Annotated in this window: 23 protein-coding genes, 3 tRNA genes and 2 pseudogenes; 17 read left to right on the top strand and 11 right to left on the bottom strand. The window is 72.2% G+C overall.

Translation table 11 applies throughout. The features are described 5' to 3' along the window. Window positions 1–22 precede the first annotated feature (22 nt). From FXF52_RS16920 to FXF52_RS16910, 3 genes are all read right to left on the bottom strand, one after another. On the bottom strand, window positions 23–481 hold the full coding sequence (locus FXF52_RS16920; protein ID WP_148797867.1) for a PRC-barrel domain-containing protein: 459 nt from the start codon (window positions 479–481) through the stop codon (window positions 23–25). A gap of 88 nt (window positions 482–569) precedes the next feature. After that, the gene (locus FXF52_RS16915) at window positions 570–1,100 is read right to left on the bottom strand and encodes a carboxymuconolactone decarboxylase family protein (RefSeq protein ID WP_148797866.1); all 531 of its coding nucleotides are present in this window, start codon (window positions 1,098–1,100) and stop codon (window positions 570–572) included. 2 nt (window positions 1,101–1,102) lie between these two features. Then, window positions 1,103–1,663, bottom strand: coding sequence for a peroxiredoxin (locus tag FXF52_RS16910; protein WP_148797865.1), 561 nt, complete (start codon window positions 1,661–1,663; stop codon window positions 1,103–1,105). Between the two features lie 361 nt (window positions 1,664–2,024). Here FXF52_RS16910 and cimA point away from each other — a divergent pair, with 361 nt between their 5' ends. Beyond that, on the top strand, window positions 2,025–3,605 hold the full coding sequence (gene cimA / locus FXF52_RS16905) for a citramalate synthase (RefSeq protein ID WP_148797864.1): 1,581 nt from the start codon (window positions 2,025–2,027) through the stop codon (window positions 3,603–3,605). 41 nt (window positions 3,606–3,646) lie between these two features. Here cimA and FXF52_RS16900 read toward each other — a convergent pair whose 3' ends face one another. Then, complete coding sequence (locus FXF52_RS16900) at window positions 3,647–4,636, bottom strand: endonuclease/exonuclease/phosphatase family protein (RefSeq protein WP_255472032.1); 990 nt, start codon at window positions 4,634–4,636, stop codon at window positions 3,647–3,649. Between the two features lie 357 nt (window positions 4,637–4,993). Here FXF52_RS16900 and FXF52_RS16895 point away from each other — a divergent pair, with 357 nt between their 5' ends. The 8 genes from FXF52_RS16895 (at window position 4,994) to FXF52_RS16860 (ending at window position 11,127) form a co-directional block, all read left to right on the top strand. Continuing rightward, window positions 4,994–5,527: a hypothetical protein gene (locus tag FXF52_RS16895; protein WP_148797862.1), complete on the top strand. Its 534-nt coding sequence runs from the start codon at window positions 4,994–4,996 to the stop codon at window positions 5,525–5,527. Window positions 5,528–5,737: 210 nt separating this feature from the next. After that, window positions 5,738–6,787, top strand: a complete 1,050-nt coding sequence (locus FXF52_RS16890) for a MoxR family ATPase (protein ID WP_148797861.1) — start codon at window positions 5,738–5,740, stop codon at window positions 6,785–6,787. After that, entirely contained in the window at window positions 6,784–7,770 is a 987-nt protein-coding gene (locus FXF52_RS16885; RefSeq protein WP_148797860.1) for a DUF58 domain-containing protein, read from the top strand. The genes FXF52_RS16890 and FXF52_RS16885 overlap by 4 nt, the downstream gene beginning before the upstream one ends. Next, window positions 7,767–8,726 carry a VWA domain-containing protein gene (locus FXF52_RS16880; RefSeq protein ID WP_148797859.1) on the top strand — a complete coding sequence of 320 codons (960 nt, stop codon included), beginning with the start codon at window positions 7,767–7,769 and terminating at the stop codon, window positions 8,724–8,726. Before FXF52_RS16885 ends, FXF52_RS16880 begins: the two co-directional genes overlap by 4 nt. A gap of 48 nt (window positions 8,727–8,774) precedes the next feature. Further along, window positions 8,775–9,635 (top strand): S1C family serine protease, encoded by an 861-nt coding sequence (locus tag FXF52_RS16875; RefSeq protein WP_148797858.1) that lies wholly within the window; start codon window positions 8,775–8,777, stop codon window positions 9,633–9,635. Window positions 9,636–9,754: 119 nt separating this feature from the next. Beyond that, window positions 9,755–10,057, top strand: coding sequence for a hypothetical protein (locus FXF52_RS16870; RefSeq protein ID WP_148797857.1), 303 nt, complete (start codon window positions 9,755–9,757; stop codon window positions 10,055–10,057). A gap of 9 nt (window positions 10,058–10,066) precedes the next feature. Beyond that, window positions 10,067–10,492 carry an alternative ribosome rescue aminoacyl-tRNA hydrolase ArfB gene (arfB, locus tag FXF52_RS16865; RefSeq protein WP_148797856.1) on the top strand — a complete coding sequence of 142 codons (426 nt, stop codon included), beginning with the start codon at window positions 10,067–10,069 and terminating at the stop codon, window positions 10,490–10,492. A gap of 62 nt (window positions 10,493–10,554) precedes the next feature. Beyond that, the gene (locus FXF52_RS16860) at window positions 10,555–11,127 is read left to right on the top strand and encodes a GNAT family N-acetyltransferase (protein ID WP_255472029.1); all 573 of its coding nucleotides are present in this window, start codon (window positions 10,555–10,557) and stop codon (window positions 11,125–11,127) included. Between the two features lie 82 nt (window positions 11,128–11,209). Here the strand turns inward: FXF52_RS16860 and FXF52_RS16855 are convergent. Continuing rightward, window positions 11,210–11,458: pseudogene (locus tag FXF52_RS16855) on the bottom strand (3-methyladenine DNA glycosylase); the annotation flags it as partial. A gap of 85 nt (window positions 11,459–11,543) precedes the next feature. Here FXF52_RS16855 and FXF52_RS16850 point away from each other — a divergent pair. Further along, window positions 11,544–12,233: a zinc ribbon domain-containing protein gene (locus FXF52_RS16850; RefSeq protein WP_148797854.1), complete on the top strand. Its 690-nt coding sequence runs from the start codon at window positions 11,544–11,546 to the stop codon at window positions 12,231–12,233. A 792-nt stretch (window positions 12,234–13,025) separates the two neighbouring features. On the opposite strand, the gene FXF52_RS16840 is transcribed toward FXF52_RS16850, so the two are convergent. The 3 genes and pseudogenes from FXF52_RS16840 to FXF52_RS43115 all read right to left on the bottom strand — a co-directional run bounded on the left by FXF52_RS16840 (window position 13,026) and on the right by FXF52_RS43115 (window position 16,246). Further along, the gene (locus tag FXF52_RS16840; RefSeq protein WP_148797853.1) at window positions 13,026–13,931 is read right to left on the bottom strand and encodes a 3-methyladenine DNA glycosylase; all 906 of its coding nucleotides are present in this window, start codon (window positions 13,929–13,931) and stop codon (window positions 13,026–13,028) included. Between the two features lie 77 nt (window positions 13,932–14,008). After that, window positions 14,009–14,632, bottom strand: a pseudogene (locus tag FXF52_RS16835) (3-methyladenine DNA glycosylase); the annotation flags it as partial. A 33-nt stretch (window positions 14,633–14,665) separates the two neighbouring features. After that, complete coding sequence (locus tag FXF52_RS43115; protein WP_255472028.1) at window positions 14,666–16,246, bottom strand: hypothetical protein; 1,581 nt, start codon at window positions 16,244–16,246, stop codon at window positions 14,666–14,668. A 202-nt stretch (window positions 16,247–16,448) separates the two neighbouring features. On the opposite strand from FXF52_RS43115, the gene FXF52_RS16825 reads away from it, so the two are divergent. From FXF52_RS16825 to FXF52_RS16810, 4 genes are all read left to right on the top strand, one after another. Further along, window positions 16,449–17,252, top strand: a complete 804-nt coding sequence (locus tag FXF52_RS16825; RefSeq protein ID WP_148797852.1) for a fumarylacetoacetate hydrolase family protein — start codon at window positions 16,449–16,451, stop codon at window positions 17,250–17,252. 106 nt (window positions 17,253–17,358) lie between these two features. Then, window positions 17,359–17,430 (top strand) — tRNA-Gln (locus tag FXF52_RS16820). 137 nt (window positions 17,431–17,567) lie between these two features. Further along, window positions 17,568–17,640, top strand: a tRNA-Glu gene (locus tag FXF52_RS16815). Window positions 17,641–17,898: 258 nt separating this feature from the next. After that, window positions 17,899–17,974 (top strand) — tRNA-Glu (locus FXF52_RS16810). 239 nt (window positions 17,975–18,213) lie between these two features. Here FXF52_RS16810 and FXF52_RS16805 read toward each other — a convergent pair. Next, the gene (locus FXF52_RS16805; protein ID WP_148797851.1) at window positions 18,214–18,900 is read right to left on the bottom strand and encodes an IclR family transcriptional regulator; all 687 of its coding nucleotides are present in this window, start codon (window positions 18,898–18,900) and stop codon (window positions 18,214–18,216) included. A 49-nt stretch (window positions 18,901–18,949) separates the two neighbouring features. Between FXF52_RS16805 and leuC the strand changes: the two genes are divergently transcribed. The 3 genes from leuC to FXF52_RS16790 all read left to right on the top strand — a co-directional run bounded on the left by leuC (window position 18,950) and on the right by FXF52_RS16790 (window position 21,808). Further along, complete coding sequence (gene leuC / locus FXF52_RS16800; protein WP_148797850.1) at window positions 18,950–20,392, top strand: 3-isopropylmalate dehydratase large subunit; 1,443 nt, start codon at window positions 18,950–18,952, stop codon at window positions 20,390–20,392. Between the two features lie 15 nt (window positions 20,393–20,407). Beyond that, window positions 20,408–20,995 (top strand): 3-isopropylmalate dehydratase small subunit, encoded by a 588-nt coding sequence (leuD, locus tag FXF52_RS16795; protein WP_148797849.1) that lies wholly within the window; start codon window positions 20,408–20,410, stop codon window positions 20,993–20,995. A gap of 171 nt (window positions 20,996–21,166) precedes the next feature. Further along, entirely contained in the window at window positions 21,167–21,808 is a 642-nt protein-coding gene (locus FXF52_RS16790; RefSeq protein ID WP_148797848.1) for an HU family DNA-binding protein, read from the top strand. Between the two features lie 156 nt (window positions 21,809–21,964). Here FXF52_RS16790 and FXF52_RS16785 read toward each other — a convergent pair whose 3' ends face one another. Continuing rightward, the gene (locus FXF52_RS16785; RefSeq protein WP_148797847.1) at window positions 21,965–22,846 is read right to left on the bottom strand and encodes an NUDIX hydrolase; all 882 of its coding nucleotides are present in this window, start codon (window positions 22,844–22,846) and stop codon (window positions 21,965–21,967) included. Window positions 22,847–22,886: 40 nt separating this feature from the next. Beyond that, on the bottom strand, window positions 22,887–25,181 hold the full coding sequence (locus FXF52_RS16780) for an RNA degradosome polyphosphate kinase (RefSeq protein ID WP_370517996.1): 2,295 nt from the start codon (window positions 25,179–25,181) through the stop codon (window positions 22,887–22,889). Window positions 25,182–25,216 lie beyond the last annotated feature (35 nt).

Below are 25,216 nucleotides of genomic sequence, written 5' to 3'. Positions count from 1 at the left end.
GCCGTTGCTGCAGGTGCCTCCGTTACCGGGCGGTACCCGGGGGGATCGACGAGTAGGTGTCGTCGTAGTACCCGCCGAGCTTGTCCCGGTACGCCGGATCGGAGTCGGTGCTCTCGTCGTACTCGGGCGCGGCCTTGATCTGGTCCTTGCTCCGGTCGACGTAGACCTTCCGCTCGTCGTGGTCGACGTGGTTGATGGTGCCGGCCGGCAGCATGACCTTCTTGCCGAAGATCCACGGCCCGGTGTCGACCACCAGGTAGCTGGAGTTCACCTCGTGGCTGGCCCGGTCCACCTTGCCGATTCCGCCGTCCATCGCCGCCACCTTGTAGCCGACCAGGTCGATGCCGGTCACCCCGGCCTCGTCCCGGTAGCTCCACGGATCGAAGCGTCCCGCGGGCATGCCGCCCGCGAAGGCGCCCTCACCACCGTAGGTGAGCGGGTCCGGCGTCCCGTGGGTCGTTCGAGGGTCGAGCCGCTCCATGGCGTCCACTCCCTTTCTCGACTTTCTCGGGGGATGTGCCCTGTCGGACCCTTCGTACCCGGTTGTGGAGACCGCTACACCGATCCGTTCAGGCCAGGGCGGCCTCCGCGTCCAGGGTCACCGCGGCGGCGTGCACGACGGCCGCGATGCGCAGCCCCTCGTGCACCTGCTCGCGGCTGAACCCGGCGGCACGCAGGGTCTTCTCGTGCGACTCCAGGCAGACCCCGCAGCCCGTGATCGCCGAGACGGCGAGACACCAGAGCTCGAAGTCGGCCTTCTCCACGCCGGGTCGGGCGATGATCTGCATCCGCAGCCGGGCCGGCAGCGACGCGTACTGCTCGTCGCCGATCATGTGCTTGGCCCGGTAGTAGATGTTGTTCATCGCCATGATCGTGGCGGCGCCCTTGGCCGCCTCGACCGCCTCCGGTGTGAGGTGACCGGCCGCCTCGGCGGCGATCTCCCTGAGCACCACCGGGTTACGGGCCGCCACCGCGCAGGCCAGGGCGGTGCCCCAGGCCTGCTCCGGCTTCAGTGTCGAGGTGGCGATGGTGGAGCCAAGGTTGAGCTTGATGTCCTTGGCGTACTCGGGCAGCGCCGCCTTGACCGCGTCCAGGCCCATCGTCAGGCCCCGGCGCCAGCGAGCAGCGCGTTGGCGTCCAGGGTGGCGCCGCCCTTGTTCCAGTTGCACGGGCAGAGCTCGTCGGTCTGCAGCGCGTCCAGCACCCGCAGCACCTCGGAGACGTTCCGGCCGACCGAGCCGGCGGTCACCATGACGAACTGGATCTCGTTGTTCGGGTCGACGATGAAGGTGGCCCGCTGGGCGACGCCGTCCTCGCCGAGCACGCCGCAGGCGGCGGTCAGCTCGCGCTTGATGTCGCTGAGCATCGGGAAGGGCAGCTCGCGCAGGTCCGGGTGGTCCTTGCGCCACGCGTAGTGGACGAACTCGTTGTCGACGGAGACGCCGAGGACCTGAGCGTCCCGGTCGGCGAACTCGCCGTTGAGGCGGCCGAACTCGGCGATCTCGGTGGGGCAGATGAAGGTGAAGTCCTTCGGCCAGAAGAAGACCACCCGCCACTTGCCCTCGTGGGACTTGTGGTCGATCGTCTCGAACGCCTTGTCGGCGTCCAACGACACGCAGGCGGTGAGTTCGTATTCGGGGAAGCGGTCACCGACGGTGAGCACAGGTCCTCCTTGGCAGCGGTTGTCAGCGGCGCGAGGCCGGTAACTGGATCGGTTCCAGATTTTTCCGCAGCCTCGTTTCCCCATGTCGGCGACCGGATGACTTGTGAAGTCGATCACGAACGGCGCGTTCTGCGGCGGATCCGTCCCTCGATCGGGTAGTACCACCCTCCGTGACCGTCCCGGCATGTGGATTGTGTCTCCCAAAAGCCGGGTCGGGGTGGCAGAGTACAGACCGTGACCAGCTCCGTTCTGATTATTGGCAACTAGCGCGCCGGCTTCCCTCTCGCCGAGCGCGCAGACCTCCCGCATCCCGCGGGGGGTCTTTTTGTTGCTCCCCTCAAGGCTCGAGAAGAGGACTCCCATGACCTTCCAGGTGTACGACACGACGCTGCGCGACGGTGCGCAGCGCGAGGGGCTCAGCTACTCGGTGGTCGACAAGCTGGCGGTGGCCCGCCTGCTCGACGACCTCGGGGTCGGCTTCATCGAGGGCGGCTGGCCGGGCGCGGTGCCCAAGGACACCGAGTTCTTCCGGCGCGCTCGGACCGAGCTGGAGCTGAAGCACGCGATCCTGGTCGCGTTCGGGGCCACCCGCAAGGCCGGCGTGGCGGTCGACGCCGACCCGCAGGTGCGCGGGCTGCTCGACGCGGAGACCCCGGCGGTGGCGCTGGTCGCCAAGGCGGACCTGCGGCACGTCGAGCGGGCCCTGCGCACCACCGCCGAGGAGAACCTGGCCATGGTCCGGGACACGGTCGCGCACCTGGTGCGGGAGGGCCGGCGGGTCTTCGTGGACGGCGAGCACTTCTTCGACGGCTACCGGTACGACCCGGCGTACACCGCGGCGGTGCTGGAGACGGCGCTCGCCGCGGGTGCCGAGCGGTTCGTGCTCTGCGACACCAACGGTGGGATGCTGCCGTCCCAGGTCACCGCCGCCATCGCCGACGTCACCGCGCGCACCGGCGTGGCTCCGGAACTGCTCGGCATCCACTGCCAGAACGACACCGCCTGCGCGGTGGCCAACACCATCGCCGCGGTCGAGGCCGGCGTGCGGCATTTCCAGGGCACCGCCAACGGGTACGGCGAGCGCCCCGGCAACGCCGACCTCTTCGCGGTGGTCGCCAACCTCCAGCTCAAGCTCGGGCTGCCCGTCCTGCCGGACGGCTGCCTGGAACAGCTGGTGCGGGTCTCGCATGCCATCGCCGAGATCGCCAACATCGCCCCCGACACCCACCAGGCCTACGTCGGGGCCGCCGCCTTCGCCCACAAGGCCGGGCTGCACGCGAGCGCGATCAAGGTGGACCCGTTGCTCTACAACCACGTGGACCCGTCGGTGGTGGGCAACGACATGCGGATCCTGGTGACCGAGATGGCCGGCCGGGCCAGCATCGAGCTCAAGAGCCGTGAGCTGGGGCTGGACCTGGCCGGCCATCCGGAGGCGGTGTCCGCGGTCACCAAGCGGGTCAAGGAGCTGGAGGCCGGCGGCTGGTCGTTCGAGGCCGCGGACGCCTCGTTCGAGCTGCTGGTCCGCTCCGAACTGCCCGGCCGGGCCGCGCCCCGGCCGTTCGCCCTGGAGTCGTACCGGGTGCTGGTCGAGCACCGCGAGGACGGCGCGGTGGTCTCCGAGGCCACCGTCAAGATCCGGGTACGCGGTGAGCGGGTGATCGCCACCGCCGAGGGGAACGGCCCGGTCAACGCCCTGGACGAGGCGCTGCGGGTGGCGCTGGCCCGGCACTACCCGGAGCTGCGCGACTTCGAGCTGGCCGACTACAAGGTCCGCATCCTGGAGGGCAGCCACGGCACCGGCGCGGTGACCCGGGTGCTGGTGGAGACCGCCGGCGCGGGCAGCGACTGGACCACCGTCGGCGTGCACCCCAACGTGGTCGAGGCGAGCTGGCACGCCCTCGTCGACGCGCTCACCTACGGCCTGGACCGGGCCCGGGTGTAAGGGCGGCCCGGTCGACGCCCTCGGTTGACCAGGGATCCTGCTCACGCCGCGGGCAGGCGCAGCTCGGCGAGGACGGCCCGGTGGTCGCTGCCGGGAACGGCGTGCACGGTCACCGAGCGGACCGCGATGCGCCGGTCCACCAGCACGTGGTCGATGGTGACCGGCGGGATCGGGTCACCGTCGTAGGGGCCCCAGGTGCCGACGAGCCCGGCGCCGGCCGCGTCGGCGGCGTCGACGTACCCGGTGGCGATCAGCTCGCGCAGTGGCGCGTGGTCGAGGGTGGCGTTGAAGTCCCCGGCCAGGATGCTCAGCCGCCCGTCCGGCGTGGCGGGCGGCTGAGCCCGCAGGTCGGTCCACCAGTCGGGGAGCACGTCGACGGCGTACGGGGCGGCCGGATGCGCCGACTCCACCCGCACCGGTGGTGCGCCCGGCACCGCCAGCGTCCCGTACGCCTGGGTGAAGGAGAAGCCCTGGTTGCGCCGGAACCCGCCCTCGCTGAGCGGGAAGCGCGCGTAGAGCCCGGAGCCGGTGGTGCCGACCTCGGGGTTGAGCTCCCGGTAGGGGAGCAGGGTGGCCAGCCCCAGACGGTCCAGCTCGGCCGCGATCCCCGGGGTGAACTCCTGCACGGCCAGCACGTCCACCCGGTGTGCGCGGACCAGCCCGACCAGGCGGGCCGGGTCGGCGCCGCCCACGAGCAGGTTGGCGGTGAGCAGGCGGAGCGTGGGACCGCCGACCTCGGGCTGCCCGGCCGCGACCGCGCGGGGCGCCACCAGGCCGACCAGCGCCAGCGCGATGACGGCCGCGAGCGCCGCCGGCCCGCGGCGCCGCAGCGCGAGCGCCAGCCCGAGCGGCACCAGGGACGCGGCGGCGACGTACGGCGTGAAGGCGACCGCCTGCACCAGCGGCCCGCGCTCCAGACCGGCCAGCCGGAGCACGGCCCAGGCCGCCACCGGCGCGACGGTGAGCCAGCAGGCGACTGTGGCGATCCGGCGGGTCCGGGCGGCCGGGCCCTGGTCCGTGGTCGTCGGCACGCCCGTCACCGTACCGTCCGGTGGCCCGTCGCGGTGTCCGCAACACCATTTCACGAATGGCCAACCCTTCACTTTTCGCAATTTCCCGAGTTGCTGTTCGAGGTTCGAAACGCAAATCCGCGCTATTGACCCTCGGCATTTTTCGGTGCTACCTTCCACCTGGTCGAGACGTCGCGACTCTCCGTAGTAAGTCCAGGTCAATCCGGGTGTAGGGGTTGGGTTGCCAACCTCGACGGTGCGTGAAAAAACGCGGGTTTCCCGATGGCCCGTGGTTTCTGTGCCCGGCTCTCCTGCAGTTGTCATCCGGCCCGTGAATCGCGGGTCGGCCCGTTCTTCACGGTCACAAAGGGAGACCTGATGTTCTTCAGACGCAAGGCGGCGGTGGTAGCACTCGGCGTCCTGGCCCTCACCCTGGCCGGCGGGGGCATCGCGGCCGCCGCCCACCCGGCGGCGAAGGCTCCGGCCGAGGCCGCCCAGCCCGGCGCCCGGCAGCCCGGTCAGCAGCCCCCGGTGACCGCCGCCGAGACCCGGGCGGCGAAGGCCGCGCTGCGGGCCACCCTCGCCCCGCCCGCCGCCGGCACGGTCGCCTGGGCCGTCGTCGGCAGCAACGGCGCCCTGCTCCAGCACTCGGGCAACGTCATCGCCGCCACGAAGTTCGCCAGCAACCTGCCGGGCCAGTACGCCGGGCAGTACCAGGTGACGCTGGACTACGACGTCCGCCTCAAGGCGTACCACGCGTCCATCGGCACCGACGACCCGGCCAACGTCCCGCCGGGCGGCGAGGTCTCGGTCGCGCCCCGGACCCTGATCCCCAACGCGATCTTCGTCCAGACCCGCAGTTCCTTCGGCGGCTTCGCGGACAAGCCGTTCCACATCGTCATCGCCAACTGACCCGCCCCGCCGTGCTGGCCCCCGCTCCGGCGGGGGCCAGTGCCGTTCGCCCGCCGTCCCGGCGACCCGTCTGCGCCCGACTGCGTCGCCCGCACCGGCTCGTACGGTTGCTGCCCGCCTGGGAGCGTCCTCCCCGTCCGGCTCGGGAACGACCGCCGAGGGGCGGATAATCCGACGTTTGTCGCCGGGCCGGCTCGGGAAGCAAGCACCGTGACGGACATCTCGGACACCCTGGCCAGCGTGCCCAGCCCGGTGGATGCCGATGCGAGCGGCGTCGAGCTGGAACAGACCCTTTTCGAGGTAAAACGGGTGATCGTGGGGCAGGATCGCCTCGTCGAACGCCTGCTCACCGCCCTGGTCGCCGACGGACACTGCCTGCTCGAGGGCGTGCCGGGGGTCGCGAAGACCCTCGCGGCGCAGACCCTCGCCACCGTGGTCGGCGGCACCTTCTCCCGGATCCAGTTCACCCCCGACCTGGTCCCCTCGGACATCGTCGGCACCCGCATCTACCGGGCGTCCACCGAGGCGTTCGACGTCGAACTGGGCCCGATCATGGCGAACCTGGTGCTCGCCGACGAGATCAACCGCGCCCCGGCGAAGGTGCAGTCGGCGCTGCTGGAGGCGATGGCCGAGCGGCAGGTCTCGATCGGCGGCCGGAGCTGGTCGGTGCCCGACCCGTTCCTGGTGCTGGCCACCCAGAACCCGATCGAATCGGAGGGCGTCTACCAGCTTCCCGAGGCGCAGCGGGACCGGTTCCTCATGAAGATCGTGGTCGACTACCCGACCGACGCCGACGAGCTGGACATCCTCTACCGGATGAGCAGCGACCGGCCGACGCCCCGGCCGGTGCTCGACCCGGCCCGGCTGCGGGAACTGCAGCGCCGGGCCGGCCAGATCTTCGTCCACCACGCGCTCGCCGAGTACGTCGTCCGGCTCATCCTCGCCACCCGCGACCCGGGCCGGTTCGGGCTGCCCGAGATCGCGCCGCTGCTGGCGTACGGGGCCAGTCCCCGGGCAACCCTCGGCCTGGTCGCCGCCGCCCGCGCCCAGGCGCTCATCCGGGGCCGGGAGTACGTGCTCCCGGACGACGTCCGGGAGTTGGCCGTGGACGTGCTCGCCCACCGGCTGGTGCTCTCCTTCGACGCGGTCGCCGACGGTGTCTCCGCCGAGGCGCTGGTCCGCCGGCTGATCGAGGCGGTGCCGCCACCCCGGGTCGTCGCCGGCCACCCCGAGACGGCGCCCGACCTGGCGGCGGCATGAGGCGCCGGGCCGCACCGCCCCTGCCCGAGCCCGGCCTGGCGGAACTCGCTCCCAACGAGCGGTTGCGCCGGTTGGAGCTGACCGTCACACGACGGCTCGACGGGCTGCTCCACGGCCAGTACCGCGGCCTGCTGCCCGGCCCAGGCAGCGAGGCGGCCGGCAGCCGCGAGTACCGCCCCGGCGAGGACGAGGTGCGCCGGATGGACTGGGCGGTCACCGCCCGGACCACCGTCCCGCACGTCCGCGAGGTCGACGCCGACCGGGAGCTGACCACCTGGCTGCTGGTGGACGCCAGCCCGAGCATGGCGTACGGCACGGCCACGCTGGACAAACGGGAACTCTCGGTGGCCGCCGTGGCGGCGGTGGGCTTCCTCACCGCCGGCGTCGGCAGCCGCCTCGGCGCGCTGGTGCTCAGCCCCGACGGCGTACGCCGGTTCCCGGCCCGGGGCGGGCGTACCCACCTGCTCGGGCTGCTGCGCGCCCTGCTGGCCGCGCCCCGACCTGACGTCGTCGTCGCCCCGCCGGCGCTGGCCGACGGGCTGGACGGGGTCGGGCGGGTGGCCCGGCGCCGGGGCCTGGTGGTGGTGGTGTCCGACTTCCTCGACGGGCTGCCCGACGACCCGGACGCCGCCCCGCCCTGGGAGGTCCTCCTGCGCCGGCTCGCCGTCCGGCACCAGGTGCTCGCCGTGGAGGTGACCGACCCGCGCGAGCTGGAGCTGCCGGACGTCGGCCTGGTCACCATGGTCGACCCGGAGACCGGCCGGCGCCGCGAGGTGTGGACCGGGGACCGGAGCCTGCGGGAGCGGTACGCGCAAGCCGCCGCCGCCCAACGCGACCAGGTACGCGCCGCGCTGCGCCGGTCCGGCGCCAGCCACCTGGCGCTGCGCACCGACCGCGACTGGAGCGCCGACATCGTGCGGCACGTGCACGCCCAGCGCCGGCTGGCCGCCGCGCCGGCCGCGCCCCGGGGAGGTGCCGCGTGACCTGGCAGTCGCCCGCCCGGCTCTGGCTCCTGCTCGGCGTCGCCGCGCTCGTCGTCGGCTACCTGGTGATGCAGCGCCGCCAGAGCCGGTACGCCATCCGGTTCACCAACCTGCGGCTGCTGGACCGGGTCGCGCCGCACCGGCCGGCCTGGCGCCGGCACGTGCCGGCGGGACTCTTCCTCGCCATGCTCGCGCTGCTGGTGGTCGGCTTCGCCCGGCCCAACGCTGAGGTGCGGGTACCCCGGGAACGGGCCACCGTGATGGTCGCGGTGGACGTGTCCACCTCGATGCTGGCCAGCGACGTCGACCCGGACCGGCTGACCGCCGCCAAGCAGGCCGCCCGCCGGTTCGTCGACGGCCTGCCGAAGGAGTTCAACGTCGGGCTGGTCGCCTTCGCCGGCAGCGCGGCCGTGCTGGTCCCGCCGGGCACCGACCGGGACGCGCTGCACGAGGGGATCGGTCGGCTCGACGAGGGCATCACCGGGGTCCAGGGCACCGCCATCGGCGAGGCGATCAGCACCTCCCTGGGCGCGGTGAAGAGCCTGGACGCCAAGGCGGCCAAGGATCCGCCGCCGGCCCGGATCATCATCCTCTCCGACGGCGCGAACACCTCCGGCATGGACCCGATGGAGGCGGCCGCCCAGGCCGTGACGGCGAAGGTCCCGGTGCACGCCATCTCGTTCGGCACCCCGTCCGGCTTCGTCGACCGGGGCGGGCGGGCCATCCAGGTGCCGGTGGACGGGCAGACCCTCAAGGCGGTCGCCGAGGAGACCGGGGGCGGCTTCCACGAGGCGTCCACCAGCGCCGAGCTGCGCGCCGTCTACGAGGACATCGGCACCTCGGTCGGCTACCGCAAGGAACGGCAGGACATCTCCGCCCGCTTCATCGGCCTGGGGCTGGTCTTCGCGATGGGAGCGGCCGCCGGATCCCTGCGGTGGTTCTCCCGACTGCCCTGACCCGTACCACCCGTCCGCGACGACGGCACGACACGTGAGGAGCCAGGTATGGCAGTGCAGACCGGACTCGGCGAGCCACGCGGCCCGTGGTTCGTCTCGCCCGAGCTGGACCCGGACGGGCGCGGGCGCTGGGACGTACCCGGGTCCGAGCGGGGTCCGGGACGGCGCGGCTGGCGCGGCCGGATGCTGACCGCGCTTGCGGTGGTGGCGCTGTCGATGGTCTCCGGGGCGGCGGCGGGGAGCTGGGTGGCCGGCCGGGACGCGCCCGGGCCCGCGGCGGCGTCCGCCGCGCCGGTGCCGGCGGAGCTGGTCACCGCGGCCGAGAAGACCGTGCCGGGGGTGGTGTCGGTGATGGTCGGCAGTGGCTCCGGGGCGTCGGCCAGCGGTTCCGGCTTCGCCATCGACCACGAGCAGCACATCGTGACCAACGATCACATCCTGGCCAAGGGCGGCTCCGGGCCGGTGACCGTGGAGACCTCCGACGGCCGGCGGTTCACCGCCGAGGTGGTGGGGCGGGAGCCGAGCAGCGACCTGGCGGTGCTCAAGGTGCCCGCCTCGGCCGGGTTGTCGCCGCTGCCGCTGGCCAAGCCGAACGCCACCCGGGTCGGCGAGCCGGTGCTCGCGGTCGGTTCCCCGCTCGGCCTGTCCGGCACGGTGACCGCCGGCATCGTCAGCGCGCTCAACCGTCAGGTACGGATCGGCAACGGCCGGCACGCCGCGGTGCAGACCGACGCCTCGATCAACCCGGGCAACTCGGGTGGCCCGCTGGTCAACGCGCGGGGCGAGGTGGTCGGGGTGAACACGGCCATCGCCACCATCGACGGCAACGGCTCGATCGGCATCGGGTTCGCCATCCCGATCGACCAGGTCCAGCAGACCGCCGACACCATCATCGGCCGGGGCGGCTGACCGGCCCGGAGCTGCCCCGCCCTATCGGACCATCCCGCCGGATCGGGTGAACTGTCGGATATCCGGCGTGGGGCCATCGGGCCATGGAAATATTACGCTGAGTATGGATACTGGCATGGGTGGAGCAAGCTGTCATCGCGGCCCTCCTCCTGGTGGGCCTGGTCATCGGCACCGGCGTCGGTGCGTCGTACGCCCGCGCGAAGCGTGGCTGGAAGGACTACCAGACCGCCCGTAACACGGTCCCGGGCGCCCGGCGGACCGCCTGGCTGGCGATCCGGGCGGTCTTCACCAAGATCGGCGTGATCGCCCTGCTGCTCGTCGGCGCGGCCGCGTACGCGGCGGCCGGGCCGGACCACGAGCGGGCCGGCCCCGCGCCCACCCCGACGGTAACTCCCACGCCCACCCATCGGTCGGGGCGATAGCCTCGGGGCGTGGACGATGGACTGCGGGTGACCGACCGGCTCGTGGTCCCCGCCGGCGAGCTGCGGGAACGGTTCTCCCGCTCGTCCGGGCCGGGCGGGCAGGGGGTCAACACCACCGACTCCCGGGTGGAACTCAGCTTCGACCTGGCCGGCTCGCCGAGCGTGCCCGAGCCACTGCGGGCCCGCGCGCTGGACCGGCTCGCCGGGCGGCTGGTCGACGGCGTGCTGACCGTCACCGCCAGCGAACACCGGGCCCAGTTGGCCAACCGGGAGGCGGCCCGCGAACGGCTGGCCGCCGTGTTGCGGGAGGCGGTGGCCCCGCCCGCCAAGCCCCGCCGCCCGACCCGCCCGTCACGGGCGGCGAAGGAGCGCCGGCTGGCCGACAAGAAGCGCCAGTCCCAGCGCAAGCGCGACCGCCGGGTGGACGGCGACTGACCCGGCCCGGCGGCGCGGGAAACGGTTTGAGGCCGACCGGACCGCCGACCAGAATGCGCCCCGTGCCCGTCGACTTCTCCGTCAAACCCACGCTCACCGGCGAGCGGGTCATCCTGCGCCCGTTCGTCGACGAGGACCTCGCGGCCTTCCAGGCCGCCCTGGCCGACCCGGAGGTGGCCCGGCTCACCGGCAGCCCGCCCGAGCCGATCGACCCGGGCCGGCTCCGCGCCTGGTACGGCACCCGCAACAGCCAGACCGACCGGCTCGACCTGGCCGTCGTGGACAAGGCGACCGGGGCCTGCGTCGGCGAGGTGGTCCTCAACGAGTGGGACGGCCACAACCGCAACTGCAACTTCCGGACGCTGATCGGCCCGGCCGGCCGGAACCGGGGGCTCGGCACCGAGGCGGTCCGGCTGATCGTCGGGTACGGCTTCGAGCAGCTCGGCCTGCACCGGATCTCGCTGGAGGTGTTCGCGTTCAACCCGCGCGCCCGCCGGGTCTACGAGAAGGTCGGCTTCGTCGCCGAGGGCACGCTGCGGCAGGTGCTCCGCGACGGCGACGACTGGGTGGACGCCACCGTCATGTCGATCCTCGCGCCCGAGTGGGCGGCGCACCGGGGCCACCCGGAGGGCTGAGTCCGCACGATCGGGGCCGGGGTTGATCCGCGCGGTCGGCTGAACCGGGCCGGGGTCGATCGGTCTGCCCGGCCTGCCCCGATCAGTCGACCGCGGCGAGCAGCCGGCCGCGCAGCCCGGCGGCCCGCTCGGCGAAGCCGCGCCGCGCGGCGGCGTACTCGGCCCGGCCCTCCGGCGTCTCCACCAGCACCGGCGGATAGCCCAGGTCGGCCAGGTCGTACGGGCTGGCCCGCATGTCCAGCGCGCGGATCTCCCGGGCCAGCGCGAAGCAGTCCGCGACCAGCTCGGACGGCATCAGCGGGGAGAGCTTGTACGCCCACTTGTAGAGGTCACGTCAGCTCCTCATGGCCGCCAGGAACTGCGCTATCCGGACGTATGCAGGGGGTGAGGTTGGCCCCGGGAACTGGGATGCGTTGGTGCCCGAGGAGATCTACCGTTCCGCTGTCCGCGTGCTTAACTCTCCTGCCCGCAAGACTGGTGGTGGCGGTCCCCGTCGCAGCCTGCTGACGGGTGTCGCTACGTGTGCCAACTGTGGTGGCCCCATCCGCACGGCCTGGCGTGGACGGAAGGGCGAGCAGGGTAGCTACGCCGTGTACGAGTGCAAGCTTAAGCACTGCGTATCCCACCGTCAGGACGAGGCTGACACCATGGTCAGCGAGCGGGTGATCCGGTTCCTCACCGCGCCGCAGTTCGCGGAAGCGTTCGAGCAGAGCGAGGACGATCTGCCTGTTCAGCAGATGAGGGACGAGCTGGGGAGCCTGCGGTCACGGCTCGATGATCTGGCCACCGACTACGCTGCCGGACTCGTTACGCGATCGCAGTTCCTGACTGCATCCCAGACCATGCGCAGTCGGGTGGATGAGTTGGAGGATCAGCTATCCCAGTTGGGGAGTGACAGCGCCGTCAAGGGCGTCACCGGGATGACGGACGAGCAGGTGCGCCGTCACTGGGACGGGTTGGATGTAGACCGCAGGCGGTCCCTGATCCTCGCGGTTGTCGTGAGCTGTCGTCTCCGCCAGAAGGGGCGTGGCGTTCGCCGCACCGATGAGCGGCATGTCGATGTGTTGTTCAGGGCGGGAGACCCCGCGAAGGTTGCGAGCATATGACCCAGAGGAGGAACCGAACCGGGGAGAGGGCCCCGAAGGGGCCCATCTTCGGACTCCTGATCTTCGGGTTCTCCGCCGACACATGAACACCAGGGAGCGCAGTGATCCTGTGGCACAGGCGCTTCGCGTCAGTGCCCCTGCATCCCAGTGCTACTGGTATCCAGCTATACAGATAGAGACCCCTTCGGGGTCTATCTAAGATCTACTGCTTACAGGTTGTAGACCTCCAGCAGAACAGCACTACTCCTACGGAGTAGTTCCTTGGTACGCGCACGCGGGGGCGCGCGCCTACGCGCGTAGGAGGACATCCTCCCCGGCTTCCTGCCGCTGCATCACCCTGCCGACGCTGGCGCTCCTGACGCTCAGCCAGCAGTTCCTGCGAGGGCCGCAACGGTGCGAGGAGGTCTCGCACGTATGCCGCACGTTGTTCGTCGCTGGCGTCCTGCCACCACTCGCCTGCCTGGGCCAGGTGAGCGCGGATGGCCTCTACGCGGCGGGGGTGCGCATCGGCGTTCCGCCAGGTGCGCCACCCTTGGCCCGGGTCGGCGGCCCCAAGGGCGTCAACCAGGCGATGCTGGATGGCGGCTATGAACGGGCTGCCTGCGTAGACGCTTCCAAGATCCTCGGACTTGCACTCCATGAGCATGCGATGAAGCGCCAGGACCTCGTAATAGCCCTCGACTCGTACCGCCTCGACATCCACCGCTCAAGCTTGCCCGATGCCGTCGGCTTAGCTCTTGGCCGGCTCCATCACTCCCTGAGGATCTTCAACCCTCCCAGGGCGCCGCTGAGTCATCGAGTTGACGTTGGGTATACCCATGCCGGTGACTCCGCTCCCTCAAGCAGCGCCGCACACACATCGATCAACCGGGCGCGTAGTTGGCCCGCGCGCTGCGAGAACTCGCGTTGACGAGCGACGTACTCGACCTTGCCCTCGGGTGTCTCGATGGCCACCGCCGGTTCCCCGTAGGAGGAGAAGTCGTACGGGGACGCCTGCATGTCGAGTAGCCGGATGTCCCTCGCCAACTCGAAGCAGTCGAGCGCCAGATCCCCCGGGACCGCAGGGCCCAGCTTGGTTGCCCACTTGTGGCAGTCCATCGAGGCATGCAAGCAGCCCGGCTGGTCAAGCTCTACCTGGCTCTCCCTCGTTGGTTGGAGCCGGTTGAGGCTGACTGCGTCAGGGGTGAAGAACCGGAACGCATCGAAGTGCGTGCAGCGGATCTGGTGAGACTCGACTACCGCGTCAGTGCCCTCTTGCCCAAGTCGCAGGGGGAGTGGATGCCGATGCTCACGTTGGCGGTACACCATCGCCCACTCATGCAGGCCGAAGCAGCCAGTGAAGGCTGGTCGCGACGCGATCGCGGACAACAGCCGATGGATGAAGCGCACCGACTCAGCCCGGTCGGCGAGGAACGCTGCGACGTCGAAGCTCACGACTCCGTCCGCGTCCGTGGCGTACCAACGCCACTGTCGGTGTGGGGCAGGGCCGTTCGGTCTGGGCTCCAAGGAGATGCCCACGCCCGGGTGCCAGCGTCGGAGCACGGAGGGCCTGGTGCCGTAGTAGTCGTACAGGAAGTCATCGATCGCGTGGCGTTCCCTGGTGGCCTTGCGGGCTCGATGTCCGGCGGTGAGGGAGTCGGCGCGCTCCTCGTGTGCCCGTGAGAGGGAAGCCCAGGTGGAAGCGGGCAGGCGAGTCACTGGTCTCGACCCCTGTTGTCCGCTTCGTACCGCTTCGATACCCCCCACCTTGGGAAGTTGCCTGAGTTGCGCATGCGTAGATCCATGTTGGCGTGCAGGCAGCCGGGCTGCTCCAGCGCGTGCTGGGTCTCCCGCGTCGGGGTGAGCAGGTTCAGCGGCCGGGCCGGCGCGGTGAAGAACCGGAACGCGTCGAAGTGGCTGCACCGCACACCCCGCTCCTCGACCACGGCCGCGGTCGCCTCCGGGCTGAGCCGCAGCGGCCAGGCGTTGTGGCGCACCTCGTCCTGGGTCTGCCGGTAGACCATCGCCCACTCGTGCAGCCCGAAACAGCCGAAGTGGGCGGGTCGGCCGGCGGTCGCCGCGAGCAGCGTACGGATCCAGGCGATCGACTCGGCGCGCCGAGCGCGTACCCGATCGGTGTCGAGGGTGAGGCCGGCGCCGGTGGCCTGGTAGTCCCGGCCGAACTCGGCCGGGTCCGCGTCCCGCAGCACCACCCCCGCGCCCGGGTGCCACCGCCGCAGCTGGGCGGGACGGTGGGAGTAGTAGGTGAAGAGGAAGTCCTCCACCGGGTGCTTCACCCCGGAGCGCCGCCGGGTCAGGTGCGGCGCCAGCCAGGCGTCCACCCGCTCCTCGTGGGCCCGCCGCCGGGCCCGCCAGTCGGCCGCGTCGAGCGCGGTGGCGGGGGCGAGGGCGGCGGTCACGGACCCCAGGGTACGACCGCCGCCCGACCCCGGTCAGGCCACGTCCACCCGCACCCCGGCGGAGAAGACGCCGCTGCGCAGCTCCAACTGCTTCGGCGGGTCAGTGCCGTGCAGGGTGAAGACCAGCGGCAGGAGCACCCGGCTGCCCGCCGCCACGGGCTGGGCGAAGACGTCCCGCCCGAGGTTGGCCACCCGGGTGGCGTCCTCGTCGGCGGCGACCCAGTTGCCCCCCGGCAGGTACGCGCGTTGCAGCTGGCCGTGCCAGGTCTGCTCGCCCTGGGTGAGGTTGCGTACGCCGACCGTGGCGAGGCACTGGCGGCCGCCCGCCTGGGCACTGGGCAGGCCCTGCGTGCCGCAGGCCACCCGGTAGACGGTGAACTCGAACGCCGACTCCCGTAGCGGGACGCCGACCGCGCCGGTGACGCTCCGGCCGATCCACGCGCCGCTCGTCGGCTGCTTGCCGGTGTCGATCGCGGAGACCCGCTGGGTGGCCGTCCACGCACCCGCGCCGACCACGCCGGCCAACACCGCCGCCGCGACCCCGACCAGCAGCCAGACCGGCGGCTTGCGCCGCTGCCCGGGCAACGTCGGCATGGCCGGGCGCGGGTAGATGGTCCCGCGGTCCGCCGGACCCCCCGCTCCGGGGTTCGCCGGGCCGCCTGCCCCGGGACTGGCCGGGCCCCCCGTCCCAGGGTTCGCCGGGCCCCCCGCCCCGGCACTCACCGGGCCGCCCGCCCCGGGGTTCGCCGGGCCCCCCGTCCCCGGGTTCGCCGGGCCCCCCGTCCCCGGGTTCGCCGGGCCGCCTGCCCCGGGGTTCGCCGGGCCGTCCGCGCCGCGGGCGAGGGCCGGGTCGCCGGCGTGGGCCGCCGCCGCAACGGGCCGCGCGGCGGGGGAGCGCCGCCGGCGGCGTTGCCACCAGAACAGCAGCGCACCGGCGGTGACGACCAGGACCGCGGCCAGCGCGCCCAGCAGCACCGGCGGTCGCCGCCACACCGGGGCCGCGCCCACTTTCGTCACGGCAACCGCCGGTCCCGTCCAGGTCGCGGTGGCGCAGTCGTACGGGCGGGTGCCGTCGGTGCCGTACACGCAGGCGGGCGCGGTGACCGAGCGTCCCTGGGTGGTCGTGCTGAGCGCGGTGTGCAGCGTGGTGGTGCTCTGCGCCGGCAACCGCAGCCGCCAGGTGACCTCGTTGACTCCGGACGTGCCGATCGCGCGGGTGGCCCGACCGCCGGCGGTCACCGTGGTGGCCTGCGACCCGGCGGGCAGTTCCTGCCGTACCGTCGTGTCGACCGGGGCGTTCCCGCCGTTGCGGATCTCGATCTGGTAGCCGGGCGCCGGGGTGTTGGCCGCCGTCATCGCGACGGTGACCGGCGGCTTGGACATCTGGATCGGGGCCGGGCTCGCCGGCGGCACCGCGGGCGGTGCCGCCGGCATCCCGGTCGGGATCGGCGTGGCGCGTTCCGCCGGGGCGGGTGCCGCCGCGGCCGGCCCGGGCTGGGCGGGCGCCGCCGCGGCCCGGGGCGCCGTGACCGGCAGTGCCGGTACCGCGGCCATCACGCCGAGGCAGTTCACGATCACTGCCAGGGTCCTGTGGTGTCGTTTCGATGCAGGCATACCAACGAACCTCCGGACCCGAAGCTATGGGCCCGGCCCCGCCGGGCGGGTACGAAGTCGGCATTTTCGCCCCGGTCCACCGGTGGCCGCGTACGCTGGCCCGCCGGTTGGTCGGGACCCGGGTCGGTGCCCGTGGGATGGGCGCGCGGCGGGCCGGCCGCGCCCGACGTGAGCGGGCCGCTGGCGGGGATAGATTGGCCGGGTGCGTATCGCTCGTTTTGCTCATGCCAAGGGAATGTCGTTCGGGGTCGTCGAGGGCGAGCCGGAGGCCGGGCCGCAGGGCCTGACCATCGCCGAGATCGACGGGCACCCCTTCGGGCAGATCCAGTTCTCCGGCGCCCGGTGGGCGCTCTCCGACGTCCGGCTGCTCTCGCCGATCCTGCCCAGCAAGGTGGTCTGCGTGGGCCGCAACTACGCTGAGCACGCCGCCGAGCACGGCAGCGACGTGCCCAAGGAGCCGCTGCTGTTCTTGAAGCCGTCCACCTCGGTGATCGGCCCGCGGGACGCGATCCGGCTGCCGATCTTCTCGAAGCAGGTCGAGCACGAGGCGGAGCTGGCCGTGGTGATCGGCGCCCCCGGGGCGCGCCGGGCCGACCGGGCCGCCGCCGAGCGAGCCATCTTCGGCTACACCTGCGCCAACGACGTCACCGCCCGGGATCTGCAGCGCTCGGACGGTCAGTGGACCCGGGCCAAGGGCTTCGACTCGTTCTGCCCCCTCGGTCCGTGGATCACCACGGGGCTGGACGTCTCCGACCTGGAGGTCCGCTGTGAGGTGGGTCGCAATCCGGAGGAGATGGAGGTACGCCAGCTCGGCCGGACCAAGGACATGGTCTTCGACGTGCCGGCCCTGGTGTCGTACATCTCCCACGTGATGACGCTGCTCCCGGGCGACGTGGTGCTGACGGGTACGCCGGCGGGGGTTAGCCCGCTCACCGACGGGGATACGGTCACTGTGCGGATCGAGGGGATCGGCGAGCTCACCAACCCGGTGGTACCGGTCGCCTGATGCGTCCGACGTCTCGTTTCCGCAGGTCAGGGGCGGTTCGAGGGGTTGGATTTGGCCTGTCGGCACCGGGAGGGTAAAGTTCATTCCCGGCGCCGCAAGGGGCCAATGGGGTATGGGGTAATTGGCAGCCCGACTGATTCTGGTTCAGTTAGTCTAGGTTCGAGTCCTGGTACCCCAGCGCAGCCGTGGATTCGCGAGGATCCCGGACGCTGGATTCTGGCGGAGTTCCGCTCCGCTCCTCGCTGGAGGGGCGGCAGGTGATCTCTGATAGAGTGCAGCTTCCTCACCCGTATGGGTGAGGAAGCACATGGTTCTGGCCCCGTCGTCTAGCGGCCCAGGACGCCGCCCTCTCAAGGCGGTAGCGCCGGTTCGAATCCGGTCGGGGCTACAGCGCAGACAGCCCGTCCCACCTGTTGGGGCGGGCTGTTTCGTGTCCGCCCGACGTCGCTGCTCGACCACCCGTTCGTAGTCGGCGCGCAACCCGGGCCGCGTTGCCTCCGCCACCGCCTGGGACCTTGCAGGCGGTCGGCGCGGGGTGGTCCGCCCGGCGTCGCCGCGGTCGACCCCCGTCGTCGTGCCCGCCGGGCGGTGCCGCTAGACTAACGGCCGCACCGCTCGTCAGGGCGGTGAAGCAGGAAAAGTGCCTGGCCCCGTCGTCTAGCGGCCCAGGACGCCGCCCTCTCAAGGCGGTAGCGCCGGTTCGAATCCGGTCGGGGCTACCAACGCCAACGGCCCGTCCCAACTCGTGGGGCGGGCCGTTGGCCGTTCGCTGGTCCCCCGTCCCGTCCAGCCCTCGGGCGACCACCGCCTTGGCCACCGCGGCGCCCGCGGTCGTTGGCCGCCCGCTGCCCTCCAGCCCCCCGCGTGGCGATCAAGAAGTTTGCGTCTCGGACAGCGGGATCCGTGACGTAAACCTCTTGATCAACTCGGGGAGCCAGCCAGCGGAGATCAGGGGGCGGGGTTAGAGGCCGGAGAGGCGTTGGCCGGCGCGGACGACGGCCATGGCGTGGCGTTCGCCGGGGCGGCGGCCGAGGCGCTCGATCGGGCCGGAGATGCTGATCGCGGCGATCACCCGCCCGGTGCGGTCGCGGATGGGTGCCGAGACGCTCGCCACCCCCGCCTCCCGCTCGGCGACGCTCTGCGCCCAGCCGCGGCGGCGTACCTCGGCCAGGGTGCGGCCGGTGAACTTCGATCGGGGCAGCAGCGGCATGACCGCCTCGGGCGGCTCCCAGGCGAGCAGGATCTGCGCCGCCGAACCGGCCGTCATGGGCAGCACCGAGCCGACCGGCACGGTGTCCCGCAGCCCGCTGGCCCGCTCGGCGGCGGCCACGCAGATGCGCTCGTCGGCGCGGCGCAGGTAGAGCTGGGCGCTCTCGCCGGTGGCGTCACGCAGCGCGGAGAGCAGCGGCTCGGCCGCGGTGAGCAGCACGTCAGGCGCGGCGTTCGCCAGCTCGCCGAGCCGGGGCCCCGGGCGCCAGCGTCCCTGGGTGTCCCGGACCAGCATCCGGTGGATCTCCAGAGCCTGTGCCAGCCGGTGCGCGGTGGCCCGGGGCAGCTTGGTGCGTTCAACGAGTTCGGCCAGGCTGGCGCCGTCGACACAGGCGGCCAGGATGACCACCGCCTTGTCGAGAACGCCGACACCGCTCATACTGTGTCCCACAAGCCGAAATTTACCTCCCAGAATTTAGGATGTCCAGATGGTGGGAGTCACTCAACCGAGGACCCTGGCCGAGAAGGTCTGGGACGCGCACGTCGTCCGCTCCGCCGACGGCGAGCCGGATCTGCTCTTCATCGACCTGCACCTGCTCCACGAGGTCACCAGCCCGCAGGCGTTCGACGGGCTGCGCCTGGCCGGACGCCGGGTCCGCCGTACCGACCTGACGATCGCGACCGAGGACCACAACACCCCGACCGGGTACGACGACCCGGCGTTCCGCTCCCGGCGCGGCGACCTGCTCACGATCGCGGACCCCACCTCCCGCACCCAGATCGAGACGCTGCGCCGCAACTGCGCCGAGTTCGGCGTCCGGCTGCACCCGCTGGGCGACGAGAACCAGGGCATCGTGCACGTCATCGGCCCGCAGCTGGGTCTCACCCAGCCGGGCATGACGATCGTCTGCGGCGACTCGCACACGGCCACCCACGGCGCCTTCGGCGCGCTCGCGTTCGGCATCGGCACCAGTGAGGTGGAGCACGTGCTGGCCACCCAGACGCTGCCGCAGGCCCGGCCGAAGACCATGGCGGTGAACGTCACCGGCCAGCTCGCCCCCGGCGTCACCGCCAAGGACCTGGTGCTGGCGCTGATCGCCCAGGTGGGCACCGGCGGTGGGCGCGGCCACATCGTCGAGTACCGGGGCGAGGTCATCCGCAACCTCTCCATGGAGGGGCGGATGACGATCGCCAACATGTCGATCGAGTGGGGCGCCAAGGCCGGCATGATCGCGCCGGACGAGACGACCTTCGCGTACCTGAAGGGACGGTCGAACGCGCCGCAGGGGGCCGACTGGGACGCCGCGGTGGCGTACTGGCGGACGCTCCCCACCGACGAGGGGGCGACCTTCGACGCCGAGGTGACCCTGGACGCCAGCCGGATCACGCCGTTCGTCACCTGGGGCACCAACCCCGGGCAGGGCGCCCCGCTGGGCTCCGTCGTGCCGGACCCGGAGGAGTTCGTCACCGAGCCGGAGCGGGCCGCCGCCCGCCGGGCCCTGGAATACATGGACCTCAAGGCCGGCACCCCGCTGCGCGACCTGGCCGTCGACGTGGTCTTCGTCGGCTCCTGCACCAACGGCCGGCTGGAGGACCTCCGCGCCGCCGCCGACGTGCTACGCGGACACCAGGTGGCCGACGGCGTACGCATGCTGGTGGTCCCCGGGTCCGCCGCGGTACGCGAGGCGGCCGAGGCGGAGGGCCTGGACAAGGTCTTCACCGACGCCGGCGCCGAGTGGCGCTTCGCCGGCTGTTCCATGTGCCTCGGGATGAACCCGGACACCCTGTCGCCGGGCCAGCGCTCGGCCTCGACCTCCAACCGCAACTTCGAGGGCCGCCAGGGCCGGGGCGGGCGCACCCACCTGGTGTCCCCGCCGGTCGCCGCCGCCACCGCCGTGGTCGGCCGGCTGGCCGCCCCCGCCGACCTGTAGAAGGGCAGCCGAGAGATGGACAAGTTCACCACCCACACCGGCACCGCCGTGCCGCTGCGCCGGTCCAACGTGGACACGGATCAGATCATCCCCGCCGTGTACCTCAAGCGGGTGACCCGGACCGGTTTCGCGGACGGGCTCTTCAGTGCGTGGCGGGAGGATCCGGCATTCGTTCTCAACGATCCCGCCCATTCGGGCGCGTCGATTCTCATCGCCGGCCCCGAGTTCGGTACGGGCTCCTCCCGAGAGCATGCCGTCTGGGCCCTGCGGGACTGGGGCTTCCGCGCGGTGATCTCTCCCCGCTTCGGCGACATCTTCCGCGGCAACGCGCTGAAGGAAGGCCTCCTCCCGGTCGAGCTGGAATTGAAAGCCGTGGCGGAACTCTGGGATCTGGTGGAATCCGACCCCACCACCCCGATCACGGTCGACCTCACCGCCCGCCAGGTCCGCGCCGGGGATGCCACCTGGGCCTTCCCGCTGGACGACCACAGCCGCTGGCGGCTGATGGAGGGCTTGGATGACATTGGACTCACCCTCCGGCACGAGGCCGAGATCGGTGCGTACGAGGCGTCCCGGCCGTCGTTCCTGCCCTCCGTGGCGTAGCCGGAGACCGGAGCGCACAGCGGTTTTCGCCCCCACCGGTTCGCCGGTGGGGGCGAATCCGTTACGACACAAGGCCTTTTTTCCACCGAATGTTTGTGTCCGGGCAGCACAGGGCATACCGTGCGCGCAGAATGGCTCGCGTCGAGTCAGTTGCACAATCGGGAGGAAGTCGTGAACAAGGCCGAGCTCATCGAGGCGCTCGCCGTTCGCCTGGGGGACCGGAAGACGGCGACGGCCGCGCTCGACGCGGTCCTCGCTGAGGTCCAGGCGGCGGTCACCAAGGGCGAGAAGGTGGCGATCACCGGATTCGGAGCGTTCGAAAAGCGCGTCCGGGGCGCCCGAACAGCGCGCAACCCGCGGACCGGCGAGGCGGTGAAGGTCAAGAAGACCTCCGTCCCGACCTTCCGCCCGGGCGCTGGCTTCAAGGAGATGGTGGCCAGCGGCAAGGTGCCGAAGAACACCGCCGCCGCCAAGAAGATCACCGCGGCCGCTGCCAAGGCGACCGGCGCGAAGGCGGCCGGGGCCAAGGCGACCGCGGCGAAGAAGACCGCTGCGGCCGGTGCCGCCAAGAAGACCACGGCGGCGAAGGCCGCCAAGACCACCACCGCCGCGGCGAAGAAGGCCGCGCCGGCGAAGAAGGCCGCTGCGGCCAAGAAGACCGCGCCGGCCAAGAAGGCGGCCGCTGCCAAGAAGACGACGGCGGCGAAGAAGACAACGGCGGCCAAGAAGACCACGGCGGCCAAGAAGACCACGGCCGCCAAGAAGGCGCCAGCGAAGAAGGCTCCGGCCAAGAAGGCCGCCACGCGGCGCTGACCGCACCGGCCGGAAAGGGCGCCCACCGCTCGCGGTGGGCGCCCTTTTCCGTGCATGGGCCCCTGGCGGGGCGGCCAGCTCGCGGATGTGGCGGCATCCGACCAGGGTGGATGCCACCAGTTCGCGCCTCTGGTGAGGAGCGCCCACCAACCCGGCTCAGAGCCGGTCGGCGGCGAGCAGGCGGCTGCCGGCGAAGGCGAGCAGCCAGCCGCCGCCCTTCGGGGTGGTGAAGTCGCCGGCCCGGCCGGCCAGCCGCTCCAGCATGCCCGGGATCACCTTGCCCTGGCTGCACACCGCGACCGGGTCGCCGGCCTCGGCCAGCTCGGTCAGCCGGGCCGCGGCGGCCAGCGCGCACTCGTCCGGCTGCTGGCCGGGTTTCGGCTCATCCAGGTCACCGGCCACCTCGATGGGCAGGTCCAGCCGGGCGGCCGCCGGGTCGAGGGTCTGCACGCAGCGCCGGGCCGAGGCGGAGAGCAGGCGTACCGGGCGGACCACGGCCACCAGCTCGGCCAGCGCCTGCGCCTGCGCCCAGCCCTGCGCGTCCAGCGGGCGGCCAGCGTCCGGGCCGGACCACGCACCCCGCTTGCCGGCGTGCCCGTGCCGGACCAGCAGCACCGTGGCGGTCACCGGCGGCAGCGCCGCGAACGCGGCGACCACCTCGCCGTCGTGCGGGTAGCTGACCCGGCGTACCGCCTCGTCGACCGGGAACCAGGACACCTGGTCCACCTCGGTGTCCGGCTGGAAGCCGCCCTCCGCCGCGGCCCGCATCGACCAGTAGTCGACGGCCTTCGGCCGGCCCTCGCTGCGGTAGCGGATCGTCGGCAGGCGTACCTGCGGCACGGCCCGGACGTCGGTCTCCTCGGCGACCTCGCGTACCGCCGCCCGCAACGGGTGCTCGCCGGGATCCAGCTTGCCCTTGGGCAGCGACCAGTCGTCGTACCGGGGGCGATGCACCAGGCAGACCTCGACGCCGGCCGCCGCCGGGCGCCAGACGACACCGCCCGCCGCCCGGATCCGCACCGGCTCGTCGTCCGTCATCCGCTCACCGTATGCCCGGTCGGCGCTCGGCGTGGCCCGCTCAGCTCGCCGTCCCGCCGACCCGGTGCAGCAGCAACTCCTGCAGGTGGGTCAGCGGCACCTCGTCCGTGCCCGTACGCCGGCTCCAACTGCCGTCCCCGGCCAGCTCGAACGCGTCCACGTCCGGGCTGAACGCGGCGGTCAGCACCTGGTCGAGCTCGGCGCGGGCGACCGGGTCGCTCACCTGCACCAGCGCCTCCACCCGGCGGTCCAGATTGCGGTGCATCAGGTCGGCCGAACCCATCCAGAACTCGGCGTCGCCGTTGTTGCCGAACCGGAAGATCCGCGAGTGCTCCAGGAACCGGCCGAGGATCGAGCGGACCCGGATGTTCTCCGACAGCCCCGGCACCCCGGGGCGCAGCGTGCACATGCCCCGGATCAGCAGGTCGACGTGGACGCCGGCCCGGGAGGCCCGGTAGAGCGCGTCGGTGATCTCCTCGTCCACCAGGGCGTTCACCTTGAACTGCACCAGTCCCGGCATGCCGAGCCGGACGTGGGCGATCTCCCGCTCGATCCGCTCGATCAGGCCGCTGCGGATGCCCTGCGGGGCCACCAGCAGCCGCCGGTACGCGGTCTGCCGGCTGTAGCCGGTGAGCACGTTGAACAGGTCGGTCAGGTCGGCGCCGATCTCCGGGTCGGCGGTGAGCATGCCGAAGTCCTCGTAGAGCCGGGCGGTCTTCGGGTGGTAGTTGCCGGTGCCGATGTGGCAGTAGCGGCGGATCTGGTTGCCCTCCTGGCGTACCACCAGGGCGGTCTTGCAGTGCGTCTTCAGTCCGACGAGGCCGTAGACGACGTGGCAGCCGGCACGTTCCAGGGTGCGGGCCCAACCGATGTTCGCCACCTCGTCGAAGCGGGCCTTCAGCTCGACCAGCACCACCACCTGCTTGCCGGCGGCCGCCGCGTCGACCAGCGCGTCCACGATCGGGGAGTCACCGCTGGTGCGGTAGAGGGTCTGCTTGATGGCGAGCACGTCCGGGTCGGCCGCGGCCTGCTCGATGAAGCGCTGCACGCTGGTGGCGAACGAGTGGTACGGGTGGTGCACCAGCACGTCGCCGTCGCGCAGCGTGGCGAAGACGCTGCGGGGCACCTCGCCCTCGGTGAGCCGGGGGTGGGTGGCCGGCACGAACGGCGGGTCCTTGAGATCGGGGCGGTCGGCCTCGCCGTACACCTGCCAGAGCGCGGAGAGGTCGAGCAGGCCGCGGACCCGGAGCACGTCCTGGCTGTCCATGTCCAGCTCGCGGACGAGCAGCTCCAGCATGTGGTCGGAGATGGAGGCGGCCACCTCCAGCCGGACCGGGGGACCGAACCGGCGCCGGGCCAGCTCCCGCTCCAGGGCCTGGAGCAGGTCCTCGTCACGGTCCTCGTCCACCTCGACCTCGGCGTTGCGGGTGACCCGGAACAGATGGCACTCCACCACCTGCATCCCGGAGAAGAGCTGCCCGAGGTGCACCGAGATGAGGTCCTCCAGCGGCAGGAACCGCACGCCCGGCTGGTCGCGGGCCACCCGGACGAACCGGGGCACGTTGTTCGGCACCTTGACCCGGGCGAACAACTCGGAGCCGCCGTCCGGGTCGCGGACCGACACGGCCAGGTTCAACGACCGCCCGGAGATGTACGGGAACGGGTGCGCCGGGTCCACCGCGAGCGGGGTGAGCACCGGGAAGATGTGCTCCCGGAACCAGGTGCGCAGCCGTTCCCGTTCCGGGTCGTCTAGGTCGCTCCAGCGCAGGATCCGGATGTCCTCCTCGGCCAGCCTCGGCAGCACGTCGTCGACGAAGCAGGCGGCGTGCCGGGCGGCCAGGTCGGCGGTCTTCTCCGCGACCAGCTCCAACTGGGTACGCAGCGGCAGCCGGTCACCGCCGCGTACCGGCAGGCCGGCGGAGAGGCGCCGCTTCAACCCGGCCACCCGCACCATGTAGAACTCGTCCAGGTTGCTGGCGAAGATGGCCAGGAACTTCGCCCGCTCCAGCAGCGGGGTGCGCGGATCCTCGGCGAGCGCCAGCACCCGGGCGTTGAAGTCGAGCCAGGAGAGCTCCCGGTTGAGGAACCGGTCCTCCGGCAGCGGCTGCGCCGCCGGCGGCGCGGCGTCCGGCATCGGGCCCGGCCCCTCGACCGGGTCGAGGGACTCCTCCAGCCCGGCCGAGTCGGGCCCACCCGCCTCGACGGGCAGGTTCTCCTCGGGCGCGCGGACCCGCTGGAAGCGGCCGTCGGTGCCGCGGGTCGGTGCGCCGTTGCGGGGCGCGGTCGGGTGCAGGAGGTGGGGCATGCTCTCGGGCTGCTCGCGAGGGGTGCTCACCCCCTCATGATTCCCCGATTCTGGTGAACGGAAAA

The organism is Micromonospora sp. MP36 (genome assembly GCF_008119785.1).
Classification (GTDB): Bacteria; Actinomycetota; Actinomycetes; order Mycobacteriales; family Micromonosporaceae; genus Micromonospora.
Note: the sequence above shows the minus strand (reverse complement) of the source record. Positions and strands in the feature narration are given on the sequence as shown.

What these genes read in the sequence shown, in the direction of transcription:
- FXF52_RS16920 (WP_148797867.1), bottom strand. Translation starts at nt 481, where the DNA reads ATGGAGCGGCTCGACCCTCGAACGACCCACGGGACGCCGGACCCGCTC.
- FXF52_RS16915 (WP_148797866.1), bottom strand. Translation starts at nt 1,100, where the DNA reads ATGGGCCTGGACGCGGTCAAGGCGGCGCTGCCCGAGTACGCCAAGGAC.
- cimA (WP_148797864.1), top strand. Translation starts at nt 2,025, where the DNA reads ATGACCTTCCAGGTGTACGACACGACGCTGCGCGACGGTGCGCAGCGC.
- FXF52_RS16895 (WP_148797862.1), top strand. Translation starts at nt 4,994, where the DNA reads ATGTTCTTCAGACGCAAGGCGGCGGTGGTAGCACTCGGCGTCCTGGCC.
- FXF52_RS16885 (WP_148797860.1), top strand. Translation starts at nt 6,784, where the DNA reads ATGAGGCGCCGGGCCGCACCGCCCCTGCCCGAGCCCGGCCTGGCGGAA.
- FXF52_RS16875 (WP_148797858.1), top strand. Translation starts at nt 8,775, where the DNA reads ATGGCAGTGCAGACCGGACTCGGCGAGCCACGCGGCCCGTGGTTCGTC.
- FXF52_RS43115 (WP_255472028.1), bottom strand. Translation starts at nt 16,246, where the DNA reads ATGCCTGCATCGAAACGACACCACAGGACCCTGGCAGTGATCGTGAAC.
- FXF52_RS16805 (WP_148797851.1), bottom strand. Translation starts at nt 18,900, where the DNA reads ATGAGCGGTGTCGGCGTTCTCGACAAGGCGGTGGTCATCCTGGCCGCC.
- leuC (WP_148797850.1), top strand. Translation starts at nt 18,950, where the DNA reads ATGGTGGGAGTCACTCAACCGAGGACCCTGGCCGAGAAGGTCTGGGAC.
- leuD (WP_148797849.1), top strand. Translation starts at nt 20,408, where the DNA reads ATGGACAAGTTCACCACCCACACCGGCACCGCCGTGCCGCTGCGCCGG.
- FXF52_RS16785 (WP_148797847.1), bottom strand. Translation starts at nt 22,846, where the DNA reads ATGACGGACGACGAGCCGGTGCGGATCCGGGCGGCGGGCGGTGTCGTC.